Origin of the sequence: Paucidesulfovibrio longus DSM 6739, assembly GCF_000420485.1 — a bacterium.
In the GTDB taxonomy this organism is placed as follows: Bacteria; Desulfobacterota; Desulfovibrionia; order Desulfovibrionales; family Desulfovibrionaceae; genus Paucidesulfovibrio; species Paucidesulfovibrio longus.
The window spans coordinates 338,992-363,261 of the sequence record NZ_ATVA01000011.1 but is presented as its reverse complement, the minus strand read 5'-3'; the positions used below and the strand labels follow the sequence as shown (position 1 = coordinate 363,261).

Sequence of the window (24,270 nt, the reverse complement as noted above, 5' to 3'; positions counted from 1 at the left end):
TTGATCTCCGACTAGTTCAGATTCAGTGTCCGGGCCTTGCCCAGGGTCAACTCGACCTTGCGGCCCAGCACATACAGGTGCACCGCGTCCTTGCCGGACTTGAGCAGCTCGACGCGCAGCTTGCCGGGCGTGAGGCGCAGACCGAAGAGATCGCCCCGGAAGCGCACCTTCAGGGCCAACTCGCTCCAGTGCGCGGGCAGATGCGGCTGCACCGAGAGCAGCTCGCCGCTCACGTCCACCCCCGCGAAATAGCGGGTCACGATATCAAGGGTGCCGGCCATGACGCCGGTGTGGATGCCTTCCAAGGTGGTTCCGCCCTGGGTGTCGTGAATGTCGCTCACGAGGGCTTCCCGGAACCACTGCCAGGCCGTGGCGTCGTCGCCGAAATAGCTGGAAATCAGGGCGTGGACGACCTTGGAAAGCGTGGACCCGTGGCTGGTGCGGCCTTCGTAGTAGTCGTAGTTGGTCCGCAGGAGCGTGGCCGGGTCGCCCACGTCATGCCCCAGCCGCCGCAGAATGTCCACGATGCTTTCCGGCGGCAGCGCGTAGAACATCATCAGGGTATCGGCCTGCTTCGCGACCTTGTAGGCGTCCGGGGAGTCCCCTTCGGCCTTGAGGATGCGGTCCATGCGATGGATGTCGCCGTACTTGGCGCGGTAGGCGTCCCAGTCCAGCTCCTTGATGCCGAAGTAGCCCTCGAACTGCTCGATGACGCCGTTCCCGTCCACGTTGACGTTCAGCCCGCGCGCGATCTCTCTCCAACGCTCCGGCTCGCCGGGACGCAGGCCCGCCCGTTTCGCCGCGCGCGCCGCCTCCGCAGGGGAAAGGCTCCCCAGCAGCTCCAGGGCCTTATCCAGCACCCAGGCGCTCATGACGTTGGTATAGGCGTTGTCGCGCAATCCGTCCTTGTCCGATCCCGGCGTCTTCTCGTGGAATTCGTCCGGTCCCATGACGCCGTCGATGTGCCACTTGCCCGTGGCCGCGTCCTGCTCCGCGATGGAGCCCCAGAAGCGGGCGATGGAGAGCATCATCTCCGCGCCGAAGTCGCGCATGAATTTCCAGTCGCCCGTGCAGTGCACGTAGCGCCAGGTATTGAAGAACACCGCGATGGAGACGTGGCGCTGGCGGCGCGAAAGATCCGGTCCCCAGTCGCCGCTCTTGGGGTTGTAGTGCACTTCCTGGGTTTCCTCGTCGCCGCCGTCCGCGGTCTGCCAGGGGTACATGGCGCCCTCGTAGCCGTTTTCCTCGGCATACTGCCGCGCGCCGGGCAGGCGCTCGTAGCGGTATTTGAGCAGCGCCTTGGAAATCTCCGGGAAATGAAGATCATAAAACGGCAGGATGTACAGCTCGTCCCAGAAGATGTGGCCTCTGTAGGCTTCGCCGGAAAGCCCGCGCGCGGGCATGCCCGCGTCCAGCTTGCGGTTGTGGGGCGAGGCCGTGACCAGCAGATGGTAGGCGTGCAGCCGCAGGGTGCGCTGCACGAGCCTGTCTCCGCCCACGACCATGTCCGCCTTGTCCCAGAGCTTTTCCCAGGCGCGGGCGTGGGGGCCGTGGAGCTGCCGGAAGCTGCGGGCCTTGTCCAGCCGGGCCGTGGCCGCCTTGCGCGGGTCCGCGAGATCCAGCGAGGTGAAGACGCTGACCAGCTTTTCCAGGGCGTAGGTGCGCCCCTCGCTGGCCGGGAAGGCGATTTCCTCGCCGACGAGCGCGCCGTCGCTCACGAGCTCCCGCGTGCCGTTGATGCGGCGGTTTTCATCATACAGCGCGTGGCGCGCGCTCATGGCCACGCGGTAGCCCGAAGCGTTGGTGCGCACCTCCAGGAACACGCCTCCGGCGGCCTTGCCGCTCCTGACCAGCTCCAGATGCCGCTGGTTGAGCTGGCGATAGCGGGCCACGCCGTCGTTGATCACGTTGCCGTCGATGCACGAGCGCAGGGTGATGCGCCCCGTGTAGTTCACGGGCGTGACTTCGAAGCGCAGGGCCAGCAGGTGCGGATCGGCCATGCTCGCCAGCCGCCGCGAGTCGATGCGGGTGATGCGTCCCAGGCGGTCCTTGACCACCAGCCGCCGCTCCATGACCGCGTCGCGCATGGACAGGGAGTGCGTGTAGGCGAGGACTTCCATGTCCAGCGGGCTGACGTATTCGCCCTTGTCCACCTTGAATTCGACCAGCAGCCAGTTGGGACAGTTGACCAGATCGTTGTTGTAGATGTCGCGCCCGTGCAGGGGAGTGGGCGTCTTGTTGAATATCCCGGCCAGGTAGGTGCCGGGGTAGTGCCGCTCGGACGCGCGCTCGGTTTCCAGGGCGCCGCGCACGCCGAGATAGCCGTTGCCCACGGTGGTCAGGGTTTCGCGCAGCTTCTCGTTGGGCAGGTCCAGGCCGTGGTAGCGGAAAACCCAGCCGTCCTCGTCCAGGCCCTTGCGGAACCAGCGCTCCAGGTCGTCCGCGTCGATCTCGCCCAGGTCGCGCACCACGAGGTCCGCGCCGTTGGCCAGGAGCACGTCTCCGCCGATCTCGCGCGCAACGCCCAGGGTCAGGCCGAAATTGCCCGCCGCCCCGGCCTGCACGCCGGAAATGGCGTCCTCCACAACCACGCATTCGCCGGGCAGAAGGCCGAGGTTGGCCGCCGCCGTGGTGAAGATGTCCGGGTCGGGCTTGCCCTTGAGGCCCATTTCCAGGGAAACGTCGCCGTCCACGCGCGTCTCGAAGAGATCGAGCAGTCCGGCCAGCTCCAGGATCAAACGGCAGTTCCGGCTGGACGAGGCCACGCCCACGCGCACCCCGCGCTCCTTGAGGCTGCGCACGAAGGCCACGGAAGAACTGAACACATCCGGCCCTTCCCGGCGCAAGACATCCTGAAAGTCCACGTTCTTGCGGTTGCCGAGACCGCAGACGGTCTCCTTGTCCGGCGTGTCGGCGTGGTCGCCGAAGGGAAGGTCGATGCCGCGCGACTCCAGGAAGCTCTTGACTCCCTGCATCCGGGGCTTGCCGTCCACGTAGTTCAGGTAATCCTCGGAGGTGAAAGGCTCGAACGGCCGGTTGTCGCGGTCCGCGACCTTCTTGAGGTACCAGTTGAACATGCTCTCCCAGGCCAGGGAATGCACGCGGGCGGTCCCGGTGATCACGCCGTCCAAATCGAAAATCACGCCTTTGAGCGTTGCGGCTGCCATATCGTTTCCTCCGGAGGTTGCTTGGTTGGGTCGGTCGGTCTGCTGCGTGGGATCCTTTTGCCGTCTAGCCCAGCGAGCCGAGAGCGGTCACGAGCACGTCTGGGCTGGACACGATCAGCGACTTGGGCGCCAGGGCGCGCACGGCGTCGCGCAGGTCCGGGTCCGTGGTCACGAACAAGGCCCAGGTGTCGGGGCTGTGCGCCAGGGCGGCCTGGGCCAGGGGCAGGTCCGAGCGGGTGTCCCCGCTGATGAGGTTCGGCCCCTTGGCCAGATTCAGCGCAAAGGTTTCGTTGAGGAAGTTCACGCCTTCGGCCTTGCTGAAGTCCTTGAGCCCGTCTCCGCCCTCCACGGTGAGGATGACCTCCACGTCCAGGCCGGTGTCCTCGATGCGGAAATTGCCGCCGTCCGGGTCCACGTGGGCGGTGATTTCCTCGATCTTGTCCAGAAAGGCGTGGGACTCGTCTTCGGGAATGGTTTTGGTGATGTCCTGGCGCGCGATGGTCGTCTGCCCGAATTTTTTCTGAAAGCCGGAGCCGATGAGCGTGAAGATCTCGTAGGCCGGATCTTCGAGGATGGCTTCCATGTGCGCGTTGAAGGAATCCAGGAGCGCCTGCTTTTGCTCCTCGATGGGAAAGACCCGGCGCACGCCGCGCAGGTCGAGGCACTCGCGGCCCTTGGACGCCGCATAGATGAAGGTGTTCTCCGGGTTCACGCTGACGTTGACGATGCCCGGATCGCGCAGGGGAGCCGAGGTGATGAACACGGAAGCCCCCACGCGCGAACGGGCGAAACGGGAGAGGAAGACCGCGTTGTACGCGGACTGGATCGAAGAATTGTACCGACCGCAATAATTATTGGTCGTGCCGTCCCTGTCCGTGATCCAGCAGTTGAATTGGATGCCGCGCAGGGTGTCCGCCGCGGTGCGGACCTCGTCCGCAAAGCCCTCGTGCAGTTCGCCGAGCCTGCGCAGCAGGGCCTCCTCCCCGGAACGCAGATAGAGCACGTCCTTCTCCAGCTCGCCGATCTCGTAGCCGAGGTCCACGCCCATGCTGCGGCCGGCAGTGACTTCCAGCACGGACTTGCCCCGGCTCACGGGAACGGCACGCAGATTCTCCAGGGCGTTCTCCAGGGAACGCACGGCTCCCGGCCAGGGGGTGCGCCCCGCGAAAAGATCGGTCACCGCCTCGAAACGCACGTCCCGCGTCAGGGCCATGAGTTCATAAAAGCCTTTCAGGTCCGTGAGGTCGTGTCGTTCGATGGCCTTGGCCATGTCTTCCTCCGGTTCGGTTGGTTGCTATCTGACGAGATAGAGCTTGTCCGCTGCGTTGGCGGCGAGACCTTCCGGTCCCACGCCGCCCGGAAGCAGGAAATGCAGCGTGCGCATGAACAACGGTTCCCATTCGTCGATTTCCGCGAAGATTCTGCGCTTGCACTCTTCGTCGGGCACGAGGCCGCGCGCCTCGGCAACGGCCTGCACTCCGGCCATGGTGTAGAAGACCACGCCCTGGTTCTTGAGCATTTCCACAAGCCGCTCGTCGAGCAGCAGTTCCCGGTCCACGGACGCCACCACCCGCTCGCCCGCAAGGGCTGCCTCGAGGGTTTCGGCGTCGTGCGCCTCCACGAATCCCAGCTTGAGGCGCTCGGCCAGAATCCTGCCGGCGGCCCGGCGGCCCGAACCTTCCGGCCCGATGAAGAAGACGCTCTTCCCGCTGGAACGCACGGCGGGCTCGCTCGGTCCCTGGCCGAAAACCCGTGTCTTGTCCTCTTCCTCGACCTGGGTCTTGGCTATTTTGTCGCTATCGATATTCGTCGGTCGCATCTGATTTCCTCCATTGCATTCTTTCCCCCAGCATACGCAAGGCGCGCGCTCTTGAAAAGTTCGGTATTATAACGCGCTGGAAACAGGAGAGCCACGGCGGGAACCCGCATGACGCGGGATGTTTCATCCCGTCCGGATGCTCCGCCTCCGCTTCTCAGAAGCCGCAATCCGGCGTATGGTCGCCCCGTGCCAAAAGAATACACCCATTTTCGCATCGCGGAACGCAGCGCCGGACTGCTGGCCGGAACCCGCTTCGGCGCGGATCTGGTCCCTCTGCAAGGCCGCGTCCGCGCCGCCCTGCTGCTGGGGTCTGTTTTTCACGACGCGCCGTACTACCTGGAAACGCCGGGACGGGAAGAATCCGAGTCGCTCCTGGAGCTGCCCCACCTGCTGCACGGCAAGAAAGGCCGCGACACGCACGCCCTGCTCCGCGCCCAGGCCGCCCACGCCGCCGCCCTGAATGGCTCCCCCGAAGCGAAGGAGGCCCGCGCCTTCCTAGTCGGCCTCGCCTCCCACCTCTGCGCGGACGCGACCCTGCACCCCATGGTCTTCCATCTCACCGGGGACTACTTCGGCGAACCAGGCGCCGTGGAGCGCCACCGCCTCCTGGAAAGCTGCCTGGACCTCGCCGTGGCGGGCAGCCGCGCTGAACTGCGCTCCCGCCGCCTGACGCGTCTCCTGCGATCGTGCGACCCCGTGCCCCTGGCGCCGTTGGATTTCCTGGGCGTGCTCTCAGGCAACGGCAACGGCGGCGTGAACGCGGCCCTGCGGCGCGCGTGGCGCACCTTTTCCCGAATGCAGTTCCTGGCGCTCTCACCATTGGGGGCGGCCCTGGCCCGGCTCCGGCCCCTGCTGCCGCAGAAGTCGCGCCTGCCGCGCGAGATCCTGGCCTTGCTCTATCCCGACGCCGCCTCCGCAGCACCCATCCTGGAGTTCCTGAGCGGCCGGATTTCCTATCTCCACCCCGTCACGGGCGAACCCCGCTCGGCTTCCATAGAAGAACTCATGGAGGAAGCGAGCCAAAAAACCGTGCGGCTCTGCGCGGCGCTTGAACCAGCGGCCTTCGGCGACGCGGATCCTTCGGGCGTCATCGGGCGCGGGCCGGGCCTGGACACGGGCCTCGGCGCGGACTTCAGCGCGGAAGCAGGAACGAATCAGAAAAATGCGCCGCAGGACGAAGCCGACGGATTCCAGAACGCGAACCGTCTTCGCCATTTCGCCCGGCCGCGCTTTCCTCGGATTTGAACAGGCCGCACCTGTCCCGCCCAGGCCGCGAGCGGCGTCAGGCCAGCACCAGCCGGGCGCGCACGCTGACCATGTCGTAGACCAGATGGTAGCCAAGGAATCGGAACAGCGAGCCCGATCCGTAATTCACGCCCCAATGCGTGCGGTCCAGGTCGAAATGCGCCTCCACCACGATGCGCCCTTCTTCCAGGTTGGCCAGGGTGGCCTCGCAGCCGAAGGGACGGCTGACCCCGCGCATCTCCAGCATTCCTGAAAGCCGGAAGTTCGGCCTGCCCGGCTCGGCGTCGTTGGGTTCGGCCCGGCTGACGCGCAAGGTCGCGAAAGGATGATTCTTCGCGTCGAAAAAATCCTCCGAGAGCAGATGGGCGACAAGCGTCCGCCGCAGCTCGTCGTCCGTGAGATCCTTGTCCTCAATGCTGCGCATGTCGAGCCGGAACTCGCCGTCCGCGCGGCCTGCGAGAAATTCGAGCTCCCCTCCGGCCAAGGCCAGGACGCCCTGATGCGAGCCGACCTTGTTGCGCCCTTCCCAGGCGACCGCGCTTTCTTCGGGGAGCACCGAATAGACGCGCTCTTCCGGAAGGAAAAGGCGCTCGAGATCCTTGTCGGCGCTCGTGTCCGTTCCTTCCAGAGCCCCGCCCGCGGCAGCCCAGGCGTCGATGCCGCCTTCGAGACGGTACACGCTGGTCCAGCCCGCCTCGATCAATTTGCGCTCGGCCACAAGAGCGGAACGGTCCGGATCGCCCGCGCCGTAGACCACCAGGGGAACCTCTCGGTCGGGCACCAGCACGGCCATCTGGTCCAGGAAGGTGACGTTGTAGACGCACGCGGAATGCGCTCCGGGCAGTCGCCTGCGTTCGTGCTGGGCTTCGAAAAGCACGTCCACCAGGAGCAGATTCTCGCCCTGTTGCAGGCGGTTGCGGAGAGTGTCGGCGCTGATGACGGGCATGTCGAGACTCCTTGGGCAAAAGGCCCAGCTGAAGGATGAATGGCATGAATGTACACGTCCCTGCCCGTCGCGGCAACGTCGGCTTCGTGAATTTTCCGCGTCCCCCCCCATGCGCCGCCGAAGATTGACGGCAATTTTCCTCCGCCTGCTTGCGGTGCTCGCCAGGCTAGGGTAGATACCAGGAAATATTCAAATACCCCAGCGAGGTAGAAAATGAAAAAGATCATTATCGGTGCGGCGGCCCTGGTGATTCTGGTGGCGGGCATCCTGGCCTACGTGCTGCTGAACGTGGACTCCATCGTCAAGATGGCGGTCAACGAATTCGGCCCCAAGGTCACCCAGACCGAGGTGGTTCTGGAAGGCGCGGACATCGGGCTTTTTTCCGGCTCCGGTTCGCTGAACGGCCTGCGCGTGGGCAACCCCGTGAACCGCGGCTTCAAGCCCCGCGAACTGCTTTCCGTGGGCGTGGTCAGCGTCAAGCTGGACCGCGACTCCCTGCTTTCCGACACGATCCTGATCCACGAGATCGTGATCCAGGCTCCGAAGATCGCCTACGAGACCCAGGGCAAGACGGACAACTTCGAAGCGCTGCTGAAGAACATCAAGGAATCGACCGGCGGCGACAAGGCCGCGGCCAAGCCCGCCGGTACCGAGACGGAAAAGCCCGCTGCCGGATCCGGGCCTGAAAAGAAAATCATCATAGAGAACGTCTACATCCGCGAAGGCGCGATCACCGCCGACATCACCGGACTGCCCGGCGAAGGCCTGACCCTCGACCTGCCGGAAATCCACCTCACGGACATCGGCAAGGACAGCGGCGGCGCCAGCCCGGCCGAGGCCGCTGCCGCCATCGTCAAGGGGCTCTATGCCGGCATGGAGGAGGCTTTCAAGAACTCCGGAGATTTCGCCATGAAGGGCGGCGAATGGGTCATCGACCAGACGGGCGGCGCTGTCGATGGCGTCTCCAAGGGAGCCAAGGAAGGCGTCGGCGGAGCCGTGGACAGCGTGAAGAGCCTTTTCTAGCGACCCCCACCGACGAATGAAAAAAGGACGCCGCTCCCGGACCGGGGGCGGCGTCCTTTATATATGATGATTCGGCGGGTCAGGAAAAGAGCGCGCCGAGCACCCCGGCGGCGTCCTCAACGGCCTGCTCCAGCAGGCCCGCAGGCTCGCAGGGGGCCAGCCCCAGCGCCTCCAGCGCCAGCGGATCCAGGCGCGGCAGCGCCATGGTTTCGGGCAGGGCCACCGTCATGGCCGTCGCCAGGATTTCCGCAAGGTGCAGCACGCACACGCCGGGCTCATAGCCCACGCGGCCCGGCGCGCGGCGATTCTCCACCAGCCCCGCCAGCTCCTCGACCATGCCCCAGCGCCGCAGCAGACTCGCGCCGATGTCGGCGGTCGATCTGCCGAGCAGGAGCGCTTCGGCCTTTTCCGGATGCGCGTCGCCCCGGCGGATCGTCTCGGCCAGTTGCCCGAACAGAACAGGAACCGCTCGCCGGGCCGTGATCCCGCCCATGTCGTGCAGCAGCCCGGCCACGAAGAACCATTCCCCGCTCAATCCGGCGCGGCGCGCCAAAAGCTTGGCAAGCACGCCGCAAATGATGGACCGCCGCCAAAATCCGGCAGGAACGGAGCCGCCGTCCTCGTCGGAGCGGAAATGGCGCACGGCTGAAACAGCCAGAGCCAGGGCGGAAAGCTCGTTGAACCCGGTGAAGGCCACGGCCCGCTGGAGCGTGTCCACGTGCGAGCCAAGGCCGTAGAACGGGCTGTTCACCAGCCGCAGGAGCATGGCGGAGAGCAGGCCGTCCTTGGATACCGCCTCGGCAACGCGGGCCGCGTTGCTGACCTTGGCGTTCATGGCTTCGGTGATGCGGAAATATTCTTCGGAAAACTGCGCCCGCTCGACGCCCGCCGCGATGCGCGCCGCCGGATCCGATTCCGTTGCGGCGGCCAAGTCCTGGGGTACGGTGTGCGAACGACCCGCCAGGATGTCGCGCACGGCCTGTTCCAGAGCGCAATGTCTCGATTCGACCAGGAAGGGATGCAGCGGGAAATTATGCCTGTAGGCGAGATTCACGGCCTCGCGGGCCTGCACCAGAACCCTTCTGCCGCGCTCCCGGAGCGCCTCGTCCCGTTCCGGGCTTTCGCGCGCCAGGGCGTCCATGTCGCGAAACAGCGCATCCACGTCGTAGGGAGGCTGCAAGGGGCGAAGCGCAAGGGACGCGCTTTCGTCCCCGCTCTGCGCGGGCGGCTGCGAACAGGCGGAACGCCCCGCAAAAGTCGAAACGCCGGAGCTGGAACGGAGCCGGAGGTCAAGTCCCGGCCGATGATCTTGATGCATGTGTCTCTCCTTCGAGTGAATCGGCGTCGGCAAAACGACGCGCACACGAAGAAAAGCACGTATCGTGCCAAGTTCCCCGGCGCGGAGCCGCCCCGCCCGCGCCTTCGCCCCAGCCCGCCGCAACGCGAAACGTGCATAAAAAGAACATTCATTCCTCTAAAGTTTTCTAGGCTGCCGTCGATAACTAAAGCAACTCAAGACGGAAATGGGCGGCGGAGAATCGCCCACATCCAACAGGCAAGGAAGCCGAAACCATTTCAAGGAGGAAACCATGTCCCTCGTTATCAACCACAACTTGATGGCCATGAACGCCGCGCGCAACCTGAGCTCGTCCTACGGTGCGCTGAGCAAGTCCACCGCGCGCCTGTCTTCGGGCCTGCGCATCACCACCGCGGCCGACGACGCCGCCGGTCTGGCGATTCGCGAGCTGATGCGCGCCGACGTCAAGGCTCTCCAGCAGGGCGTGCGCAACGCCAACGACGCCATCTCCCTGATCCAGACTGCGGACGGCGCCCTCGGCGTCATCGACGAAAAGCTCATCCGCATGAAGGAACTCGCAGAGCAGGCCTCCACGGGTACCTACACCTCGGCCCAGCGTCTGATCATCGACTCCGAGTATCAGGCCATGGCTTCGGAAATCACCCGTATCGCCAACTCCACCGACTTCAACGGCATCTACCTGCTCAACGGCAACCTTTCGGGCGCGAACTCCGCCCACAGCGGCGCCGGGCTGGTTTCTTCCGGTCCGCTGAAGGTCCACTTCGGAACCGAGAACGACAGCGCCGAGGACTACTACTACGTCTCCATCGGCACCTCCACCGCTTCCGCGCTGGGTGTCGGCCTCGGCGCCACCACCGCCAACGGCCGCTCCATCTCCACGCAGGCCCTGGCCCAGCAGTCCCTGGTGGCCCTGAAGAACGCCATCGTGTCCAAGGACAAGATCCGCGCCAGCCTGGGAGCTCTGCAGAACCGTCTGGAGAACACCATCACCACGCTGAACGTCCAGGCCGAGAACCTGTCGGCCGCCGAGTCCCGCATCTCGGACGTGGACGTGGCCAGCGAAATGACGGAGTTCGTCCGCTCGCAGATTCTGACCCAGTCCGCGGTCGCCATGCTGTCCCAGGCCAACTCGCTGCCGCGTATGGCCCTCCAGCTCATCGGCGGCTAAGGCTGAACGGAACGCTCGACCCGGCCAAGGGCGAGCCAAGGCAGGCCGGATCGCCTCACGGGGCGGTCCGGCCCTTCTCTTTCCTGGCACTTCACTTGCAACCTCTGGAGCGGATAACCAGACCCGGAAAATTTTGCCCAAGGCAGGACACTCATGAGTTATGCCGCATCAGCCAGTTCGCTGGATACCGCGACCACTTCGTCGTATGCCTCCGGCCAGATCAACTTCGCAGGCCTCGGCAACGGGACGGACTTCAACTCGTTGATCGACGGGCTCATCAAGGTCGAACGCAACCGCGTCACGAGTCTCGAGACATGGAAGGCCTCCTGGCAGTCCAAGGTGGACGCCTTCAAAGAGCTGAACACGAAGATGCTCTCGCTGAAGACCACGCTGGAAGGCATGGACACCATCAACGAGTTCATGACCAAGAGCGTGTCCAGCACCTCCAGCAGCGTGCTCACCGCCACGGCGGACAGCTCGGCGCAGGCAGCGGCGCATACCGTGCAGGTCAACCAGCTCGCCCAGAACGCCATTTTGACCAACCAGAACGGCTACGCGGCCACGGACACCGTGCTGAACTCCGGCGGAAGCCGCGTTTTCGCATACAACTACAAGGGAACCGACTATTCCCTCAGCGTCCCGAAGGACACCACGCTCGAAGGCCTGAAGAACCTGATCAACAACGACCCGGAAAACCCCGGAGTCAAGGCCAGCATCATTTCCAACGGCACGGAATCGTTTCTCCAGTTCCGGGGCATGGACCTCGGAGCGGACGCCGATCTTTCCATAGGCGCGGGAACCACCCTGACGGGATTCACATCCGGGGACTTCGACCAGACCCAGATCAACCAGAACTCCCAGATTCGGGTCAACGGCTGGCCCTCGGGCAGCTGGATTTCCAACGCCTCGAACACGGTCACGGGCATCATCGACGGCCTGACCCTGAACCTCAGGGGCGCCGCGCCCGGATCGGACATCTCCCTGATCGTGGACACGGACCGGGAATCCCTGAAGGAAAACGTGCGCACCTTCGTGACCCAGGTCAACGAGGTCCGCAAGTACATCCAGAGCATCACCAAGTTCGACTCCGTGAAGCAAACGGGCTCGCTGCTCACAGGCAACTACGGCGTGGACATCATTTCCCAGAAGCTCAAGAGCATCGTCGCGGACAAGGGCTTGGGCTTCTTCTACTACGACGACACCGGGAGCACGCCGCAGGGCGACGTCATATCCTCGCTCTCCCAGATCGGCATCCTCACCGACGCGGACGAGAACTCGCCCACGGCGGGCCTGCTCGTGCTCGACGAGGAAAAGCTCGATATCGCCCTGAACGCGGACACGGACGCCGTGGCCCGCCTGTTCAGCGCGAAGGACGAGGGCGGCGTCTACAATACCAACAACGTCAGCTACTATTCGCACATCGACGGAATCACCGAGGCCGGTTCGTATAAGGTCAAGTACTCGGTGGACGCCAGCGGCAACATCACCGAAGCCTGGATCAACGGATACCCGGCAGGGATCGACAACACGACCCACCAGATCACGTCGCAGTCCCACAAGATCAACATCGGCGACAGGAAGGTGGAGCAGAACCCCTCGGCCGGTCTGGTGCTCAACGTCCTCAACCTCGCCCAGGGCACCTACCCTCCCTCGGGCACGAGCGAAGACGACTATCCCCTGGCCGTGCTCAAGCGCGGCAAGACCGGAGAAATGGTCAAGGAGCTCAAGGCGCTGACCAACAAGACCGAAGGCCCCCTGCACATCCTTGAAGACAACTACGAAGACATCATGGACATGATCGATGACAAGATCGCCTATGAAGAAAACCGCATCGACCAGATGGAACGCAATCTGCGTGAAAAGTTCGCCCGGCTCGACGCCCTGCTCGGCAACTACGAAGGGCAATCCGCGCAGCTCACAAGCCAGATCAGCCAACTGTCCAGCTCCTAACCGAAACGTCAGCGGAGGAAGTGAAGAATGAGCAAGGCCGCACACGCCTACCTCGCGACCCAGGTGACCACCACCTCCCAGGGACAACTGCTGGTCATGCTTTACGACGCGGCCATCAAGTTTCTCAAGCAGGCCAAGGAACGCATCGAGGCCAAGGACTACGCCAAGAAGGGCATCCTGATCTCGCGCGCCATGGACATCATCAGCGAGCTGGCCAACAGCCTGAACCGCGACAAGGGCGGCAAGCTGGCGGACAACCTGGACTCGCTGTACATGTTCTGCAACATCCGGCTGGCCAAGGCCAACCTGAAGATGGACGTGCGCATGATCGACGAGGTGCTGAACATCCTGACCAACATCCGCTCCGCCTACGCCCAGATCGTGCCGGAAGCGGAAAAGCGCGCCAACGGACAGGCCATGGCCGGTCTGAACCGCATGGCCGCCATGGGAGCGGCCGCAGCGGCGCAGCAGCAGAATGCCGAAGCGACGCAGCAGCCCGCGCAGCCCCAGGCGCAACCGCCCCGGCCCGAAACCGGAAAGGCGCAGGCGCAGCCGGACGCGGCCAAGCCCCCGGCGGACAAGTCCCCGGCGGACAAGCCCCAGGCGGCCCCGCCGAAACCGGCCCAGCCGCAGCAGCCGCAAAAGGAACAGCAACCGGCCCAGACCTCGCTCTCCAAGTCGGTGAACCTGCTTCGGCAGCGGGCAGCTTCCGCCTACAACAATTCGCTCTAACCAACGGGCCGGACGAGTTCCGGCCCGTTTCTCTTTTGCGGGATCGTCTTGCCAAGACCCGCGAAATGAGCCATGTGGTTTTGCAACCATGTCCGAACCGATCCGCGTTCTGCACATCGCCAAGTCCCTCGGCCTCGGCGGCACGGAAAAGGTGATGCAGCTCTTCGCCACCCACCTGAGCCGCCGCTGGGAAGCCGTCGTCTACAGCCCGCGCGACGGCGAGCGCGGGGAGATGCTTCGCGCCGCGGGCGTTGCCACGCACATCCAGCCCGATTTGTTCCAGGTGCTTCAGCGGGTCCGGCCGCGCCTCGTGCACGTGCACCGCGCGGGCTGGCCCGAACCGGAACTCATGCGGCCGCTGCGCAATTACGGCGCTCCCGTGGTGGAGACCAACGTTTTCGGCCGCTTCGATCCCAGCCCGTCCGGCCGCGCCGTGACCCGCCACCTCTTCGTCTCCCACTTCTGCGCAAGACGCTTCGCGGCATTGCACGGCGTCCCGGTCGAACCGCCCGCCTACGGCGTGCTCTACAATCCCGTGGACACCGACTTTTTCGCGCAGGCCCTGCCCGCCGGGCCGGATTTCGCGCAGGCCCTGCCCGCCGGGCCGGATTTCGCGCAGGCCCTGCCCGCCGGGCCGGATTTCTCGCGGCCCGTGGTCGGCCGCGTCTCGCGCGCGGACAAGGGCAAGTGGTCCCCCCTGGCGCTGGATTTTCTGCCCCACGCCCTGCGCGCCGCGCCGAACCTCGAATACCGGATCATCGGCGGCATTCCCGAAGCCGAAGCCTGGGTGGACCGGAACGGCCTTTCCGGACGCGTCCGCTTTCTGCCGCCCGTGCGCACGGACGCGGAGCTGGCCGCATTTTACGGCGGCTGCTCGGTCCTGGCCCACGCCAACGACACGGGAGAGTCCTTCGGGCTGGTCATCGCCGAGGCCATGGCCTGCGGCCTGCCCGTGGTCACGCACCCCTGCCCGCCCCCGCGCGACAACGCCCAAGTCGAACTCGTGGACAACGAGGTGACCGGATTCGTGGCGGAAAACGCCGAGGAATACGGACTGGCCGTGGCCAGGCTGCTCGGCGATCCGGCGCTGGCCCGGCGCATGGGCGAGGCCGGACGCCAAAAGGCCGCCCGGCTCTACCGCGCGCAAACCGTGACCCTGCAACTGGAAGCCATCTACGACGAAATTCTCGCGAACCAAGCCAAAGGAAAGACCCCGTGAGCCCTGAAAAGCACTCCGAAAAGCACCTCTTCGCCGCCTACACCGACGAGATCCTCTCCTTCGCCTGGCAGGACTCCCCGCAATCCGAAGCCCCGCCCGCGCCCCCCGCGTCCGAGGAGCTGGAACAGGCCGCCGAACGCTTTTTGCGGCTCCTGGAGAAAAGCCGCAAGCGGCATTTGGTGCTCCTGGGGCTCGGCTCTGGAAAGCTGGTCGAAATTCTTTCCCAATCCCTGCCCGCGGAAGCCGCGCTCACGGTTTGCGAGCTTTCCCCGGAACGCGCGCGCGGCGTGCTCGAAGCGGGCAACGCGGGCTGGCGCACTCCGGACGGCCCGGTCCAGCTCCTGGCCGACTCCTCGCCCTGGGCCATCGTCCATCTGCTGGCGCAGGGAAACGCCCTGCCTGCGGACGCGCTCATCCAGCTGAACCCGGAACTTCGGCCGGACGAACGGGAGGTCTGCCAGTCCCTGCAACGCACCCTGACCCTGGCCAAGCCCCACGCAGCCATCAACGGCACCCCCTTCGGCCATTTCGCCGTCCAGGCTCCGTCCCTTTCCGCAGCCTGCGTCCTGCATCCGGACGAGCCGCGTCTGGAGGAATTCTTCGCCCAATTCCCGGATTGGGTCGAGGAACTGATCGTGATCTGGGACGCGGATACTGTTCCCCAGAAGCCGATCAGCGCGGCCTGCCCGGTGCGCCAGTTCGCCCGGCCGCTGAACGGAGATTTCGCCGCCCAGCGCAACCGCATGCTCGCGGAGTGCTCCGCCGAATGGGTGCTCTTTCTGGATGGAGACGAACGGTTCTCCGAGGACCACTGGACGCTCCTGCCCGGCCTCTTTCCTGTGCGCGGAGTCCAGGCTTGGTTCTTCCCGCGCCTGACCTTCACCCCGGACGCCGAGCATTGCCGCGCGGGCTACGGCCTCTGGCCCGACCAGCAGCTTCGGCTCTTCCGCAACCAGCCGGGACTGCGTTTCGAAAACCCGGTGCATGAGCGCCTGACCGGGATTTCCGGACGCACGGGCCTCGTGCTCGACGCGCCCATCCTGCATTATTCCCACCTGCACAAAAAGCCGGAAGCCCTGCGCGAAAAGCTGGCGCTTTTCGACAAGGCCTCCGGGGGCAAGCTGCGGCACAGGCTCAACGAGGAGTTCCCCAACCTGCCTCTGTCGCGGTTCCGACGGGCCAACCTGCTCTGCAACGAGCTTCAAGTGCTGCTGTTGCCGCAGTTCCCGGCCTGACGCGCCGGCCGGATCCGGTTGCGTCCCCGCGCGATCTCACGTATGAGACGCCATTGATACAGAGAACATGAAACAGACGCCCGCTCCGAGCGGCGCAACCATGAGCATGCAGATCAATTGCCCCCATTGCGGATTCAGCCGGGAAATACCGGACGAAAAGATCCCCGAACGCAGCGAAATGGCCACCTGCCCGAAATGCGGCGAGAAATTCCGTTTCCGCAGCCTCGACGCGGACGATTTCCAGCTTTCGGAAGCTGAAAAGCCCCAGGAGCAGGCTCAGGAACAGCCGCAACGCTTCTACGGACCGGACGGGCATCTGCATGACCGCCCCGCGTCCGGACCTGTTCCCCTGCACGAAGTCAAAGCGGGAATCCCGGATCTGCTGCCGCCCTTCGAAGACCTGGAGCACTACGGATTCTTCCCCGGCATGGCGCAGACCATCAAAAGAGCCATGCTCTCGCCCCGGCTGTTCTTCGAGGTCATGCCCCTAAAAGGACTGGCGCGGCCTCTGGTCTTTGCGCTGCTGCTCTTCGAATTCTACCTGATCCTGAGCCTGTTCTGGAATTTCGCCGGACTGCCCGCCCTTTCCAAGCTGGCGCCGGGCATGACCATGCTCGACACCGACGTGGGCGCGGGTCAGGCCGACCCGCTCTTCCTGTTCGGGGTCTTGCCGATGATGTTCGTGGTCAACCTCTTCCTCAGCACCGGAGTGCTCCACGGCGTGCTCGTGCTGCTGCGCGCCGCGCCGCGCGGCTTTGAGGCCACCTTCCGGGCTACGGCATACTCCTACGCCCCCCTGATTCTCAGCGTGCTGCCCTACGGCTACCTCGTGGGCTGGCTCTGGAGCCTGCCCATCTCCATCATCGGCTGCGCGGCCATCCACCGGACCCAGCCCTGGCGCGTGGTCCTGGCCGTGGCCCTGGTGGCCGGGGTCGTGGGCATGCTCTACTTCACCACCTTGCAGATGCCCCATCCCGGAGCGGCGCAGTGATCCTGAACCGAATCCGCGACGTTTTCCGCTCCCTGGCCTCCCGCCGCCAGCTTCAGCGCCAGATCAAGCCGAGCGTGTTTCTGGACATGGCCGCCGAACTGCGGACACTGGCCCTGTGCGCCGCGCAGTCCTGCCCCGGCGAGTCCTCGGTGCAGGCCGTCATCCGCGACATTCACCTGGAGGCGGAAAAGCTCGCGCGCATCGCCGCAGAGCCGAATTTCCGACAGATGTCCGCCAAGGAGCGGCTGATGCTCCGGCAGGGTCTGCTGCACTCCAAGCGCCAACTGCTCGAATCCATCCAGTCCGCGCCTTCCCCCACCCGCCTGCTGCAATAGGCGGTACGCATCTTGCTTCTGATTCCCGCATAAGACCGTGACCGTCGGCGTTTTGTCGCCGATTCATCAATACGGATTTCAAGGGAAAAACAATGAAGCACCCCAGTCGCCGCCCTGGCCGCGCCCCTGTCCTGCTCCCGGTCCTGCTGCTCTGCGCCCTGCTCGGAGCCTGCAACTACGTTCAGCCGTCCCTGACCCAGCAGACCCAGATCGTCACGGACGCCGCAGTGGACCGATCGAATCTGCATGTGTACGTCCGGCCCGTGGAACGGCTCCATTCCCCGGTCAAGGCGCTGATGTTCCCCATGTGGATCCGCGAAACCATCCCGGCGCGCATCGAGCTGGGTCGCAGCCTGGCCCGCGTGTTCCAGGACGCCTGGTCCGAGGAGCCGGTCTTCCCGACCCTGGTCCTGCCCGACGAGCTGGTCTACCGGGGCCGCGAATCCGCCCTGGCCGAGGCCCGGCGGCGCGGCGCGGACATGCTCGTGCTTCCCTCCGTGCCCTATCTCTACGCGGGCGGCACCGTGGACGATTCCGCCCTGACCATCCGCTGCGACATCTACGAGGTGGCCAGCGGAAACATGCTCGTGTCCATGGAACAGACGGGCCGCATCGAATTCGAGCGCAACAAGGACTGGGTGCTCTGGATGACGCGCACCCGCATGCCGGACTCGCCGCTCTATTCCATCACCCGCGCCATCGCCGCGGACATGGCCGTGCCCCTGCGTTCCTGGCTGCCGCCCGTGGACCCGCGCCGCCTCGGCTTCGCCTCCACCGCGGACGAAATCGTGGACGGACTCACGGCATCGCCGGACGAAAACGCGAACCAGACCGACCAGGGCGCGTCCGTCCGCAGCATGGACCTGGCCGACGAGCTGGGAGCGACGACGGGCAGCGTCTACATCAAGGTCGAGTTCGACGTGGACAAGGCCACCATCCGTCCGGAATATTTCGCCAACCTGGACGAGCTTGGCCAGGCGCTGAATTCGCCGAAACTCAAGGGCCGCAAGGTTCTGATCATCGGGCACACCGATTCGGACGCCTCGGATCAGTACAACCTGGAACTTTCCAAACGGCGCGCCGCCGCGGTGAAGAGCTATCTCGTGCAGCGGCACGGCATCGACCCGGCCCTGCTGGCCACGGACGGGCGCGGCGAATCCGAGCCGCTGGTGCCGAACACCACGCCGGCGAACAAGCAGCTCAACCGCCGGGTGGAGGTGCGCCTCGCGCAATGAGCGGTTGACAGCCCGCTGTCACGGCTTACTAGAAAGGGGAGGATGCGTTCCTCCCCTTTTTTTGACGGCTCTTTTCGACTTTTCTGCCTGGGCCTTTTATGATACCGCAATGGTCCCACTTCAAAGCGAGGTAAGGCAATGATCGGCATTTCGAAACTCTACTGCGGCTCGGTGGAGCCTTCCGACGCCCTGCGTTATGGGCGCGAGTCGGGCAAGCTGCCCTCCCACCTGTTGCAGTTCTCCAAGGACAAAAAGCCCGTGGTGGTCTGGAACATGACCCAGCGGTGCAACCTCAAATGCGTGCACTGTTATGCGCACGCCGTGGACCCCAGCGCCCACGAGGATCCCATTTCCACGGCCAAGGCCAAGGAGATGATCGACGACCTGGCCGCCTACGGCGCGCCCGTGATCCTCTTCTCCGGCGGCGAACCCCTGGTGCGCGAAGACCTCACCGAGCTGGCCATGTACGCGACCGGCAAGGGCATGCGCGCGGTCATCTCCACCAACGGCACCCTGATCACCAAGAAGAAGGCCAAGGAACTCAAGGAAGTCGGCCTGTCCTACGTGGGCATCTCCCTGGACGGGGCCGAAGAGGTCCACGACAAGTTCCGCGGCGTCAAGGGCGCGTACAAGAAAGCGCTCGAAGGCGTGGCCAACTGCCAGGCCGAGGGGCTCAAGGTCGGCCTGCGCTTCACCATCAACAAGCGCAACGCCATGGAGATTCCGCATCTCTTCGACCTCATCGAGCAGCGCGACATCCCCCGCATCTGCTTCTACCATCTGGTCTACTCCGGGCGCGGCTCCGAGCTGATCAAGGAAGACCTCGACCATGCGGAAACCCGCCAGGTCGTGGACCTGATCATGGACCGCACCAAGGCCCTCTACGACAAGGGCCTGCCCAAGGAAGTGCTCACCGTGGACAACCACGCGGACGGGCCCTACCTCTACTACCGCATGCTCCGCGAGGATCCCAAGCGCGCCGCCGAGGTGCTGGAGCTGCTCCAGTGGAACGAAGGAAACTCCACGGGACGCGGCATCGGCTGCATCTCCTGGGACGGTTCCGTGCATGCGGACCAGTTCATGCGCCACCACACCTTCGGCAACGTGCTCGAACGCCCCTTCTCCCAGATCTGGGACGATCCTGAAATCGAGCTGCTGCACAAGATGAAGGACAAGCGTCCCCACGTGAAGGGCCGCTGCGCCGACTGCCGCTTCCTGCACATCTGCGGCGGCAACTTCCGCGCCCGCGCCGAAGCCTATTACGGCGACTTCTGGGCCCAGGATCCCGCCTGCTACCTCACCGACGAGGAGATCAGCGGCGAGCCCGTGGGCGTCAAGGACTGATGACTGATCCGCCGGCCGGAAATCCGACGCATTCTGGATTTCCGGCCGGCGTTCCCGTTTTCCGCCCCGCGCCGACCCGGCCGGGGCCAGCACCGGGAGGGCGACCGCGCTCCCGTGGGGACGAGCCTCCCCCTCTCCCCGCCCTCCCGCCGTCCCTAGAGGAGTTGCCATGTCCGAATTTCACCGTGGCCGCAGACTGCGCCGCAGCGCGACCCTCCGCGAGATGGTCCGCGAGACGGAGATCCGTCCCCAGGATCTGATGATGCTCTACTTCGTCGCCGAGACGGACGACAAGGACTTCCGCAAACCCATCGGGTCCATGCCCGGGCAGTTCCAGCTCAGCCTGAAGCAGCTCGAAAAGCAGGTGGGCGAGGCAGTGGCCTCCGGCCTGCGCAGCCTGATGCTCTTCGGCATTCCCGCGCACAAGGACGAAAAGGCCAGCGGCGCTTACGACGACAACGGCATCGTCCAGCGCGCCATCCGCATGATCAAGGACAAGTGGCCGCAGCTGCTCGTCTGCCCGGACGTCTGCCTCTGCGAATACACCTCCCACGGCCATTGCGGCATCGTGAAGGACGGGGACGTGCTCAACGACCCGACCCTGGATCTCCTGGCCCGCACGGCCCTCTCCTACGCCGAGGCGGGCGCGGACATGGTCGCCCCCTCCGACATGATGGACGGACGGGTGCAGGCCATCCGGGACATCCTGGACGCAGGCGGCCACGCGAACCTGCCGATCATGTCCTACGCGGTGAAGTATTCCTCCGCGTTCTACGGCCCCTTCCGCGAGGCCGCGGAGAGCGCCCCCAAGTTCGGCGACCGCAAGACCTACCAGATGGACCCGGCCAACAGCCGCGAGGCCATGCGCGAAGCCGCGGCCGACGCCTTCGAGGGCGCGGACATCCTCATGGTCAAGCCCGCCCTGGCCTACCTGGACATCATCCGCCAGGTCCGCGACTCCTTCGACATGCCCATCGCGGCCTATCAGGTCTCCGGCGAATACAGCATGATCAAGGCCGCCGCCCAGAACGGCTGGATCGACGAACAGGCGGTGGTCATGGAGTCCCTCACCTCCATCAAGCGGGCCGGAGCCGATCTGATCCTGAGCTACTTCACGGAAGATGTTTTAAAAACGCTGTAATTTTTTCAGGTAGATACAAATGAGCAATCCCAATCAAGGACACCCCGGCGGACACCCCGGCGGGCATCCGGCGGGCTCCCAGCCCCAGGCCGGACATCCCGGCGGCATGGACGGCGCGCACGAGCATCCCGGCAAGAAGCCCGTCATGAAGCTGGAGGACGGCACCCCGGCCTGCCGCCTGATCGCCTGGGAAGTGACCCGCTCCTGCAACCTCGCCTGCAAGCACTGCCGGGCCGAGGCGCACCCCGAACCCTACGAGGGCGAGCTTTCCACCGAGGAAGCCAAAGCCCTCATCGACACCTTCCCGGACGTGGGCAACCCGATCATCATCTTCACGGGCGGCGAGCCCATGATGCGACACGATGTGTACGAGCTGATCGCCTATGCCAAGGCCAAGGGCCTGCGCTGCGTCATGGCCCCCAACGGCACGCTGATCACGCCCGAGACCGCGCAGAAGATGAAGCAAGCGGGCGTGGAACGCTGCTCCATCTCCATCGACGCGCCCGAAGCCGCACAGCACGATGAATTTCGCGGCGAGCAGGGCGCGTTCAACGCCTCCATGCGCGGCATCCAGCATCTCAAGGACGTGGGCATCGAATTCCAGATCAACACCACGGTGACCAAGAACAACCTGCATCTCTTCAAGGACATCTTCCAGCTCTGCGAACGCATCGGCGCGTCCGCCTGGCACATCTTCCTGCTCGTGCCCACGGGCCGCGCCGTGGAACTGGGCACGGAGATCATCTCCGCCCAGGAATACGAGGACGTGCTCAACTGGTTCTACGACTTCCAGAAGACCACCGACATGCTGCTCAAGGCCACCTGCGCCCCGCACTACCACCGCATCCTGCGCCAGCGGGCCAAGGAGGAAGGCATTCCCGTGACCTTCGAGAACTTCGGCCTGGACGCGGTTTCGCGCGGCTGCCTCGGCGGCGTGGGCTTCTGCTTCATCTCCCATACCGGACAGGTCCAGCCCTGCGGCTACCTGGAACTGGACTGCGGCAATGTGCGCGAGACGCCCTTCCCGGCAATCTGGCGCAAGTCCAAGCAGTTCCTGAATCTGCGCAACCCCGAAGTCTACCAGGGCAAATGCGGCCACTGCGAATACGAACGCGTCTGCGGCGGCTGCCGCGCCCGCGCCCAGACCATGCGCGGGCATTACCTGGAAGAAGAGCCCTTGTGCTCGTATCAGCCGAAGAAAAAGGCGAAGGCGTAAAGAATTTGCCGGGGGAAAACCTTTCTGAAGAAAGGTTCTTCCCCCGGACCCCCTTTCCAAAGACTTTTATCGGCCTTGCGCTGACGCGCAAGGCGGGATCGCGGACAGGGGAAGCAGATTTCAGCCCCTCTGTTTTGATGCGGCGCAGCCGCATCAAAACCCATAAAAGTTTTAGGGGAAGGGGGGTCCAGGGGGGAAAGCCCCCTTTTTCAAAAGGGGGTTTCCCCCCTGGCCGCCGGAGGCGAACACGATGCACGAAATGGACGAATTTGACCGCAAAATCCTGAATATCATCCAATCGGAGTTCCCTATTGCCCCACGCCCCTACGCGGTGGTGGGCGAGCAGGTGGGTCTTTCCGAGTCCGAGACGCTGGAGCGGGTCAACCGCCTGCGCGACAGCGGCGTGATCCGGCGCATCGGCGCGAACTTCGGCTCCCGGCAGCTGGGCTGGCGCTCCACGCTCTGCGCGGCCAAGGTTCCGGAGGAGAAGCTGGACGAATTCGTGGCCGAAGTGAACCGGTACGACGGCGTCACGCACAACTACCTGCGCGAGAACGAGCTGAACGTCTGGTTCACCTACATCGGCCCGGACTGGGAGGATGTGGAGGCGACCCTGGCGGAGATCAGCGCCAAAACGGGCATCAAGGTGCTCAACCTTCCCGCGGACAAGATGTTCAAGATCAAAGTCGATTTCAACGTGGAGGACTAGCCGATATGGCTCGAGAGATCGTTCTTTCCCCTTCGCTGCTTTCCTGCGACTTCGCAAGGCTCGCCGACGAGTTGCAGGCGCTGGAGGCAGCCGGCCTGAAATGGGCGCACCTGGACGTCATGGACGGACTGTTCGTGCCGAACATCACCTTCGGCCCCCCGGTCATCAAGGCCATGCGCAAACACTCCAAGCTTTTTTTCGACACGCACCTGATGATCGAAAAGCCGGAACGCTACATCGACGAATTCGCGGACGCGGGCTGCGACCTGATCTGCGTGCACGCCGAGGCCACGCATCATCTGGAACGCGCCGTGGCCGCCATCGCGGACCGGGGCGTGCAATGCGCCGTGTCCCTGAACCCGGCCACGCCCCTGGACGCCGTCAAATACCTGCTGCCGCAGCTCGACATGGTTCTGATCATGAGCGTGAACCCCGGCTTCGGCGGCCAGAAATTCATTCCCTTCTGCATGGACAAGATCCGCGAGCTGCGCGCCATGATCGACGCGGCGGGCAGCAAGGCCCTGATCCAGGTGGACGGCGGCGTGACCCTGGAGAACTGCAAATCCCTCGTGGAGGCGGGCGCGGACGTGCTCGTTTCCGGCTCGGCGTTCTTCAAGTTCCCGCCCTACGCCGAACGGCTGAAGGCTTTCGAGGCCGCCTGGGCCTGATTTCGTCCAGCTTCCCCGGCGGCGAAACCGGGCTGCGGCGCCGGAATGCACCGCGCCGGAAGAGCTCGCCCTTCCTTTTTTTGCCCCCCAAAGGCCCCTGCTTCGGCAGGGGCCTTTTTTGCGCATTATAAATAACGCATATAGTGCATGTTTTATTTCGGATCTGACAAAAGCCTATTGACAACAATATGCTATTTGTCAAAATATGGCATGAACTGTAACGGGAGGACACAAGATATCCCTGCCTCCCCGAAGGCTATTTCTGACATGTTTTTTAAACCATAACACCATAGAATATTGAACAAAAAGAATAACCGCACACGCTGGCTCGCCGCACTCTTGGTGTTGGCATCCTGCGTCCTCCCTTCCGCCGCATTGTCAGGCGGCCAAATCTACGGCCATCTCCAGGCTCGGCTTCTGCGCGTGGTGGACGGGGACACCATCGTGGTGGACATCCCCGGCTATCCGGACATCGTGGGGAGGGAGATTTCCGTCAGGCTGGCCGGGTGCGACACTCCGGAACTCCGGGACAAACGCCCGGAGATTCGCCGCATGGCCGTGCAGGCGCGGGAACTGGTCCGGGCCGTCCTGTCGGGCTGCCGGGTGCTGCAACTGCGCAACGTGCGCCGGGGAAAGTATTTCCGCATCGTGGCGGACATCAGCGTGGACGGAGAGGATCTCGCGCAGATGCTCATCCGCGCTGGCCTGGGAAAGCCCTACGACGGCGGCCGCAAGGGCTGGTGACGCCGTCTGGCCGAACAGGCGACGCCCAATGCCGGTGCAGCCTCTTCGCGAACGAGAACGCCCGC

21 protein-coding genes are annotated in these 24,270 nt (G+C 64.7%); 16 read left to right on the top strand and 5 right to left on the bottom strand.

Going from position 1 to position 24,270, the window contains the following annotated elements; all coding sequences use genetic code 11:
- Positions 1–11 precede the first annotated feature (11 nt).
- From G452_RS0103490 to G452_RS0103480, 3 genes are all read right to left on the bottom strand, one after another.
- Positions 12–3,167: a beta-phosphoglucomutase family hydrolase gene (locus tag G452_RS0103490; protein ID WP_022660871.1), complete on the bottom strand. Its 3,156-nt coding sequence runs from the start codon at positions 3,165–3,167 to the stop codon at positions 12–14.
- 64 nt (positions 3,168–3,231) lie between these two features.
- Positions 3,232–4,437, bottom strand: coding sequence for a hypothetical protein (locus G452_RS0103485; RefSeq protein WP_022660870.1), 1,206 nt, complete (start codon positions 4,435–4,437; stop codon positions 3,232–3,234).
- 24 nt (positions 4,438–4,461) lie between these two features.
- Positions 4,462–4,986, bottom strand: a complete 525-nt coding sequence (locus tag G452_RS0103480; protein WP_022660869.1) for a hypothetical protein — start codon at positions 4,984–4,986, stop codon at positions 4,462–4,464.
- 186 nt (positions 4,987–5,172) lie between these two features.
- On the opposite strand from G452_RS0103480, the gene G452_RS0103475 reads away from it, so the two are divergent.
- Entirely contained in the window at positions 5,173–6,231 is a 1,059-nt protein-coding gene (locus tag G452_RS0103475) for a zinc dependent phospholipase C family protein (RefSeq protein ID WP_022660868.1), read from the top strand.
- A gap of 37 nt (positions 6,232–6,268) precedes the next feature.
- Here the strand turns inward: G452_RS0103475 and G452_RS0103470 are convergent, their stop codons facing one another.
- Positions 6,269–7,177: a YceI family protein gene (locus tag G452_RS0103470; RefSeq protein ID WP_022660867.1), complete on the bottom strand. Its 909-nt coding sequence runs from the start codon at positions 7,175–7,177 to the stop codon at positions 6,269–6,271.
- A gap of 213 nt (positions 7,178–7,390) precedes the next feature.
- On the opposite strand from G452_RS0103470, the gene G452_RS0103465 reads away from it, so the two are divergent.
- A complete protein-coding gene (locus tag G452_RS0103465; RefSeq protein WP_022660866.1) occupies positions 7,391–8,200 on the top strand; it encodes an AsmA family protein in 810 nt (269 codons plus the stop codon).
- Between the two features lie 79 nt (positions 8,201–8,279).
- On the opposite strand, the gene G452_RS20365 is transcribed toward G452_RS0103465, so the two are convergent.
- Positions 8,280–9,518: an HDOD domain-containing protein gene (locus G452_RS20365; RefSeq protein ID WP_022660865.1), complete on the bottom strand. Its 1,239-nt coding sequence runs from the start codon at positions 9,516–9,518 to the stop codon at positions 8,280–8,282.
- Positions 9,519–9,789: 271 nt separating this feature from the next.
- Here G452_RS20365 and G452_RS0103455 point away from each other — a divergent pair, with 271 nt between their 5' ends.
- The 14 genes from G452_RS0103455 (at position 9,790) to G452_RS17855 (ending at position 24,205) form a co-directional block, all read left to right on the top strand.
- Entirely contained in the window at positions 9,790–10,686 is an 897-nt protein-coding gene (locus G452_RS0103455) for a flagellin N-terminal helical domain-containing protein (RefSeq protein WP_022660864.1), read from the top strand.
- 153 nt (positions 10,687–10,839) lie between these two features.
- On the top strand, positions 10,840–12,636 hold the full coding sequence (gene fliD, locus G452_RS0103450) for a flagellar filament capping protein FliD (RefSeq protein WP_022660863.1): 1,797 nt from the start codon (positions 10,840–10,842) through the stop codon (positions 12,634–12,636).
- A 27-nt stretch (positions 12,637–12,663) separates the two neighbouring features.
- Positions 12,664–13,368: a flagellar export chaperone FliS gene (fliS, locus tag G452_RS0103445; RefSeq protein WP_022660862.1), complete on the top strand. Its 705-nt coding sequence runs from the start codon at positions 12,664–12,666 to the stop codon at positions 13,366–13,368.
- Positions 13,369–13,456: 88 nt separating this feature from the next.
- Entirely contained in the window at positions 13,457–14,587 is a 1,131-nt protein-coding gene (locus tag G452_RS0103440) for a glycosyltransferase family 4 protein (RefSeq protein WP_022660861.1), read from the top strand.
- Entirely contained in the window at positions 14,584–15,822 is a 1,239-nt protein-coding gene (locus G452_RS0103435) for a glycosyltransferase family protein (RefSeq protein WP_022660860.1), read from the top strand. Before G452_RS0103440 ends, G452_RS0103435 begins: the two co-directional genes overlap by 4 nt.
- A gap of 67 nt (positions 15,823–15,889) precedes the next feature.
- A complete protein-coding gene (locus G452_RS0103430; protein WP_081650450.1) occupies positions 15,890–16,813 on the top strand; it encodes a zinc-ribbon domain-containing protein in 924 nt (307 codons plus the stop codon).
- Positions 16,810–17,148 carry a hypothetical protein gene (locus G452_RS0103425; RefSeq protein WP_022660858.1) on the top strand — a complete coding sequence of 113 codons (339 nt, stop codon included), beginning with the start codon at positions 16,810–16,812 and terminating at the stop codon, positions 17,146–17,148. The genes G452_RS0103430 and G452_RS0103425 overlap by 4 nt, the downstream gene beginning before the upstream one ends.
- Before the next feature lie 92 nt (positions 17,149–17,240).
- Entirely contained in the window at positions 17,241–18,383 is a 1,143-nt protein-coding gene (locus G452_RS0103420; protein ID WP_081650449.1) for an OmpA family protein, read from the top strand.
- 138 nt (positions 18,384–18,521) lie between these two features.
- Entirely contained in the window at positions 18,522–19,727 is a 1,206-nt protein-coding gene (ahbC, locus tag G452_RS0103415) for a 12,18-didecarboxysiroheme deacetylase (protein WP_022660857.1), read from the top strand.
- A 169-nt stretch (positions 19,728–19,896) separates the two neighbouring features.
- Entirely contained in the window at positions 19,897–20,868 is a 972-nt protein-coding gene (hemB, locus tag G452_RS0103410) for a porphobilinogen synthase (protein ID WP_022660856.1), read from the top strand.
- 19 nt (positions 20,869–20,887) lie between these two features.
- Entirely contained in the window at positions 20,888–22,084 is a 1,197-nt protein-coding gene (ahbD, locus tag G452_RS0103405; protein WP_022660855.1) for a heme b synthase, read from the top strand.
- Positions 22,085–22,343: 259 nt separating this feature from the next.
- Positions 22,344–22,793, top strand: coding sequence for a siroheme decarboxylase subunit alpha (gene ahbA, locus G452_RS0103400; RefSeq protein WP_027188977.1), 450 nt, complete (start codon positions 22,344–22,346; stop codon positions 22,791–22,793).
- Between the two features lie 5 nt (positions 22,794–22,798).
- The gene (rpe, locus tag G452_RS0103395) at positions 22,799–23,461 is read left to right on the top strand and encodes a ribulose-phosphate 3-epimerase (RefSeq protein WP_022660853.1); all 663 of its coding nucleotides are present in this window, start codon (positions 22,799–22,801) and stop codon (positions 23,459–23,461) included.
- A gap of 375 nt (positions 23,462–23,836) precedes the next feature.
- Positions 23,837–24,205: a thermonuclease family protein gene (locus G452_RS17855; protein WP_162141267.1), complete on the top strand. Its 369-nt coding sequence runs from the start codon at positions 23,837–23,839 to the stop codon at positions 24,203–24,205.
- The last annotated feature ends 65 nt before the right edge of the window (positions 24,206–24,270 follow it).

Bases quoted from the DNA above. Each gene is read 5' to 3' on its own strand.
- G452_RS0103430 (WP_081650450.1), top strand. From the start codon at position 15,890: ATGAAACAGACGCCCGCTCCGAGCGGCGCAACCATGAGCATGCAGATC.
- G452_RS0103490 (WP_022660871.1), bottom strand. From the start codon at position 3,167: ATGGCAGCCGCAACGCTCAAAGGCGTGATTTTCGATTTGGACGGCGTG.
- fliS (WP_022660862.1), top strand. From the start codon at position 12,664: ATGAGCAAGGCCGCACACGCCTACCTCGCGACCCAGGTGACCACCACC.
- G452_RS0103470 (WP_022660867.1), bottom strand. From the start codon at position 7,177: ATGCCCGTCATCAGCGCCGACACTCTCCGCAACCGCCTGCAACAGGGC.
- ahbA (WP_027188977.1), top strand. From the start codon at position 22,344: ATGGACGAATTTGACCGCAAAATCCTGAATATCATCCAATCGGAGTTC.
- rpe (WP_022660853.1), top strand. From the start codon at position 22,799: ATGGCTCGAGAGATCGTTCTTTCCCCTTCGCTGCTTTCCTGCGACTTC.
- G452_RS0103485 (WP_022660870.1), bottom strand. From the start codon at position 4,437: ATGGCCAAGGCCATCGAACGACACGACCTCACGGACCTGAAAGGCTTT.
- G452_RS20365 (WP_022660865.1), bottom strand. From the start codon at position 9,518: ATGCATCAAGATCATCGGCCGGGACTTGACCTCCGGCTCCGTTCCAGC.
- G452_RS0103440 (WP_022660861.1), top strand. From the start codon at position 13,457: ATGTCCGAACCGATCCGCGTTCTGCACATCGCCAAGTCCCTCGGCCTC.
- ahbC (WP_022660857.1), top strand. From the start codon at position 18,522: ATGATCGGCATTTCGAAACTCTACTGCGGCTCGGTGGAGCCTTCCGAC.
- G452_RS0103480 (WP_022660869.1), bottom strand. From the start codon at position 4,986: ATGCGACCGACGAATATCGATAGCGACAAAATAGCCAAGACCCAGGTC.
- hemB (WP_022660856.1), top strand. From the start codon at position 19,897: ATGTCCGAATTTCACCGTGGCCGCAGACTGCGCCGCAGCGCGACCCTC.
- fliD (WP_022660863.1), top strand. From the start codon at position 10,840: ATGAGTTATGCCGCATCAGCCAGTTCGCTGGATACCGCGACCACTTCG.
- ahbD (WP_022660855.1), top strand. From the start codon at position 20,888: ATGAGCAATCCCAATCAAGGACACCCCGGCGGACACCCCGGCGGGCAT.
- G452_RS0103420 (WP_081650449.1), top strand. From the start codon at position 17,241: ATGAAGCACCCCAGTCGCCGCCCTGGCCGCGCCCCTGTCCTGCTCCCG.
- G452_RS0103455 (WP_022660864.1), top strand. From the start codon at position 9,790: ATGTCCCTCGTTATCAACCACAACTTGATGGCCATGAACGCCGCGCGC.
- G452_RS0103465 (WP_022660866.1), top strand. From the start codon at position 7,391: ATGAAAAAGATCATTATCGGTGCGGCGGCCCTGGTGATTCTGGTGGCG.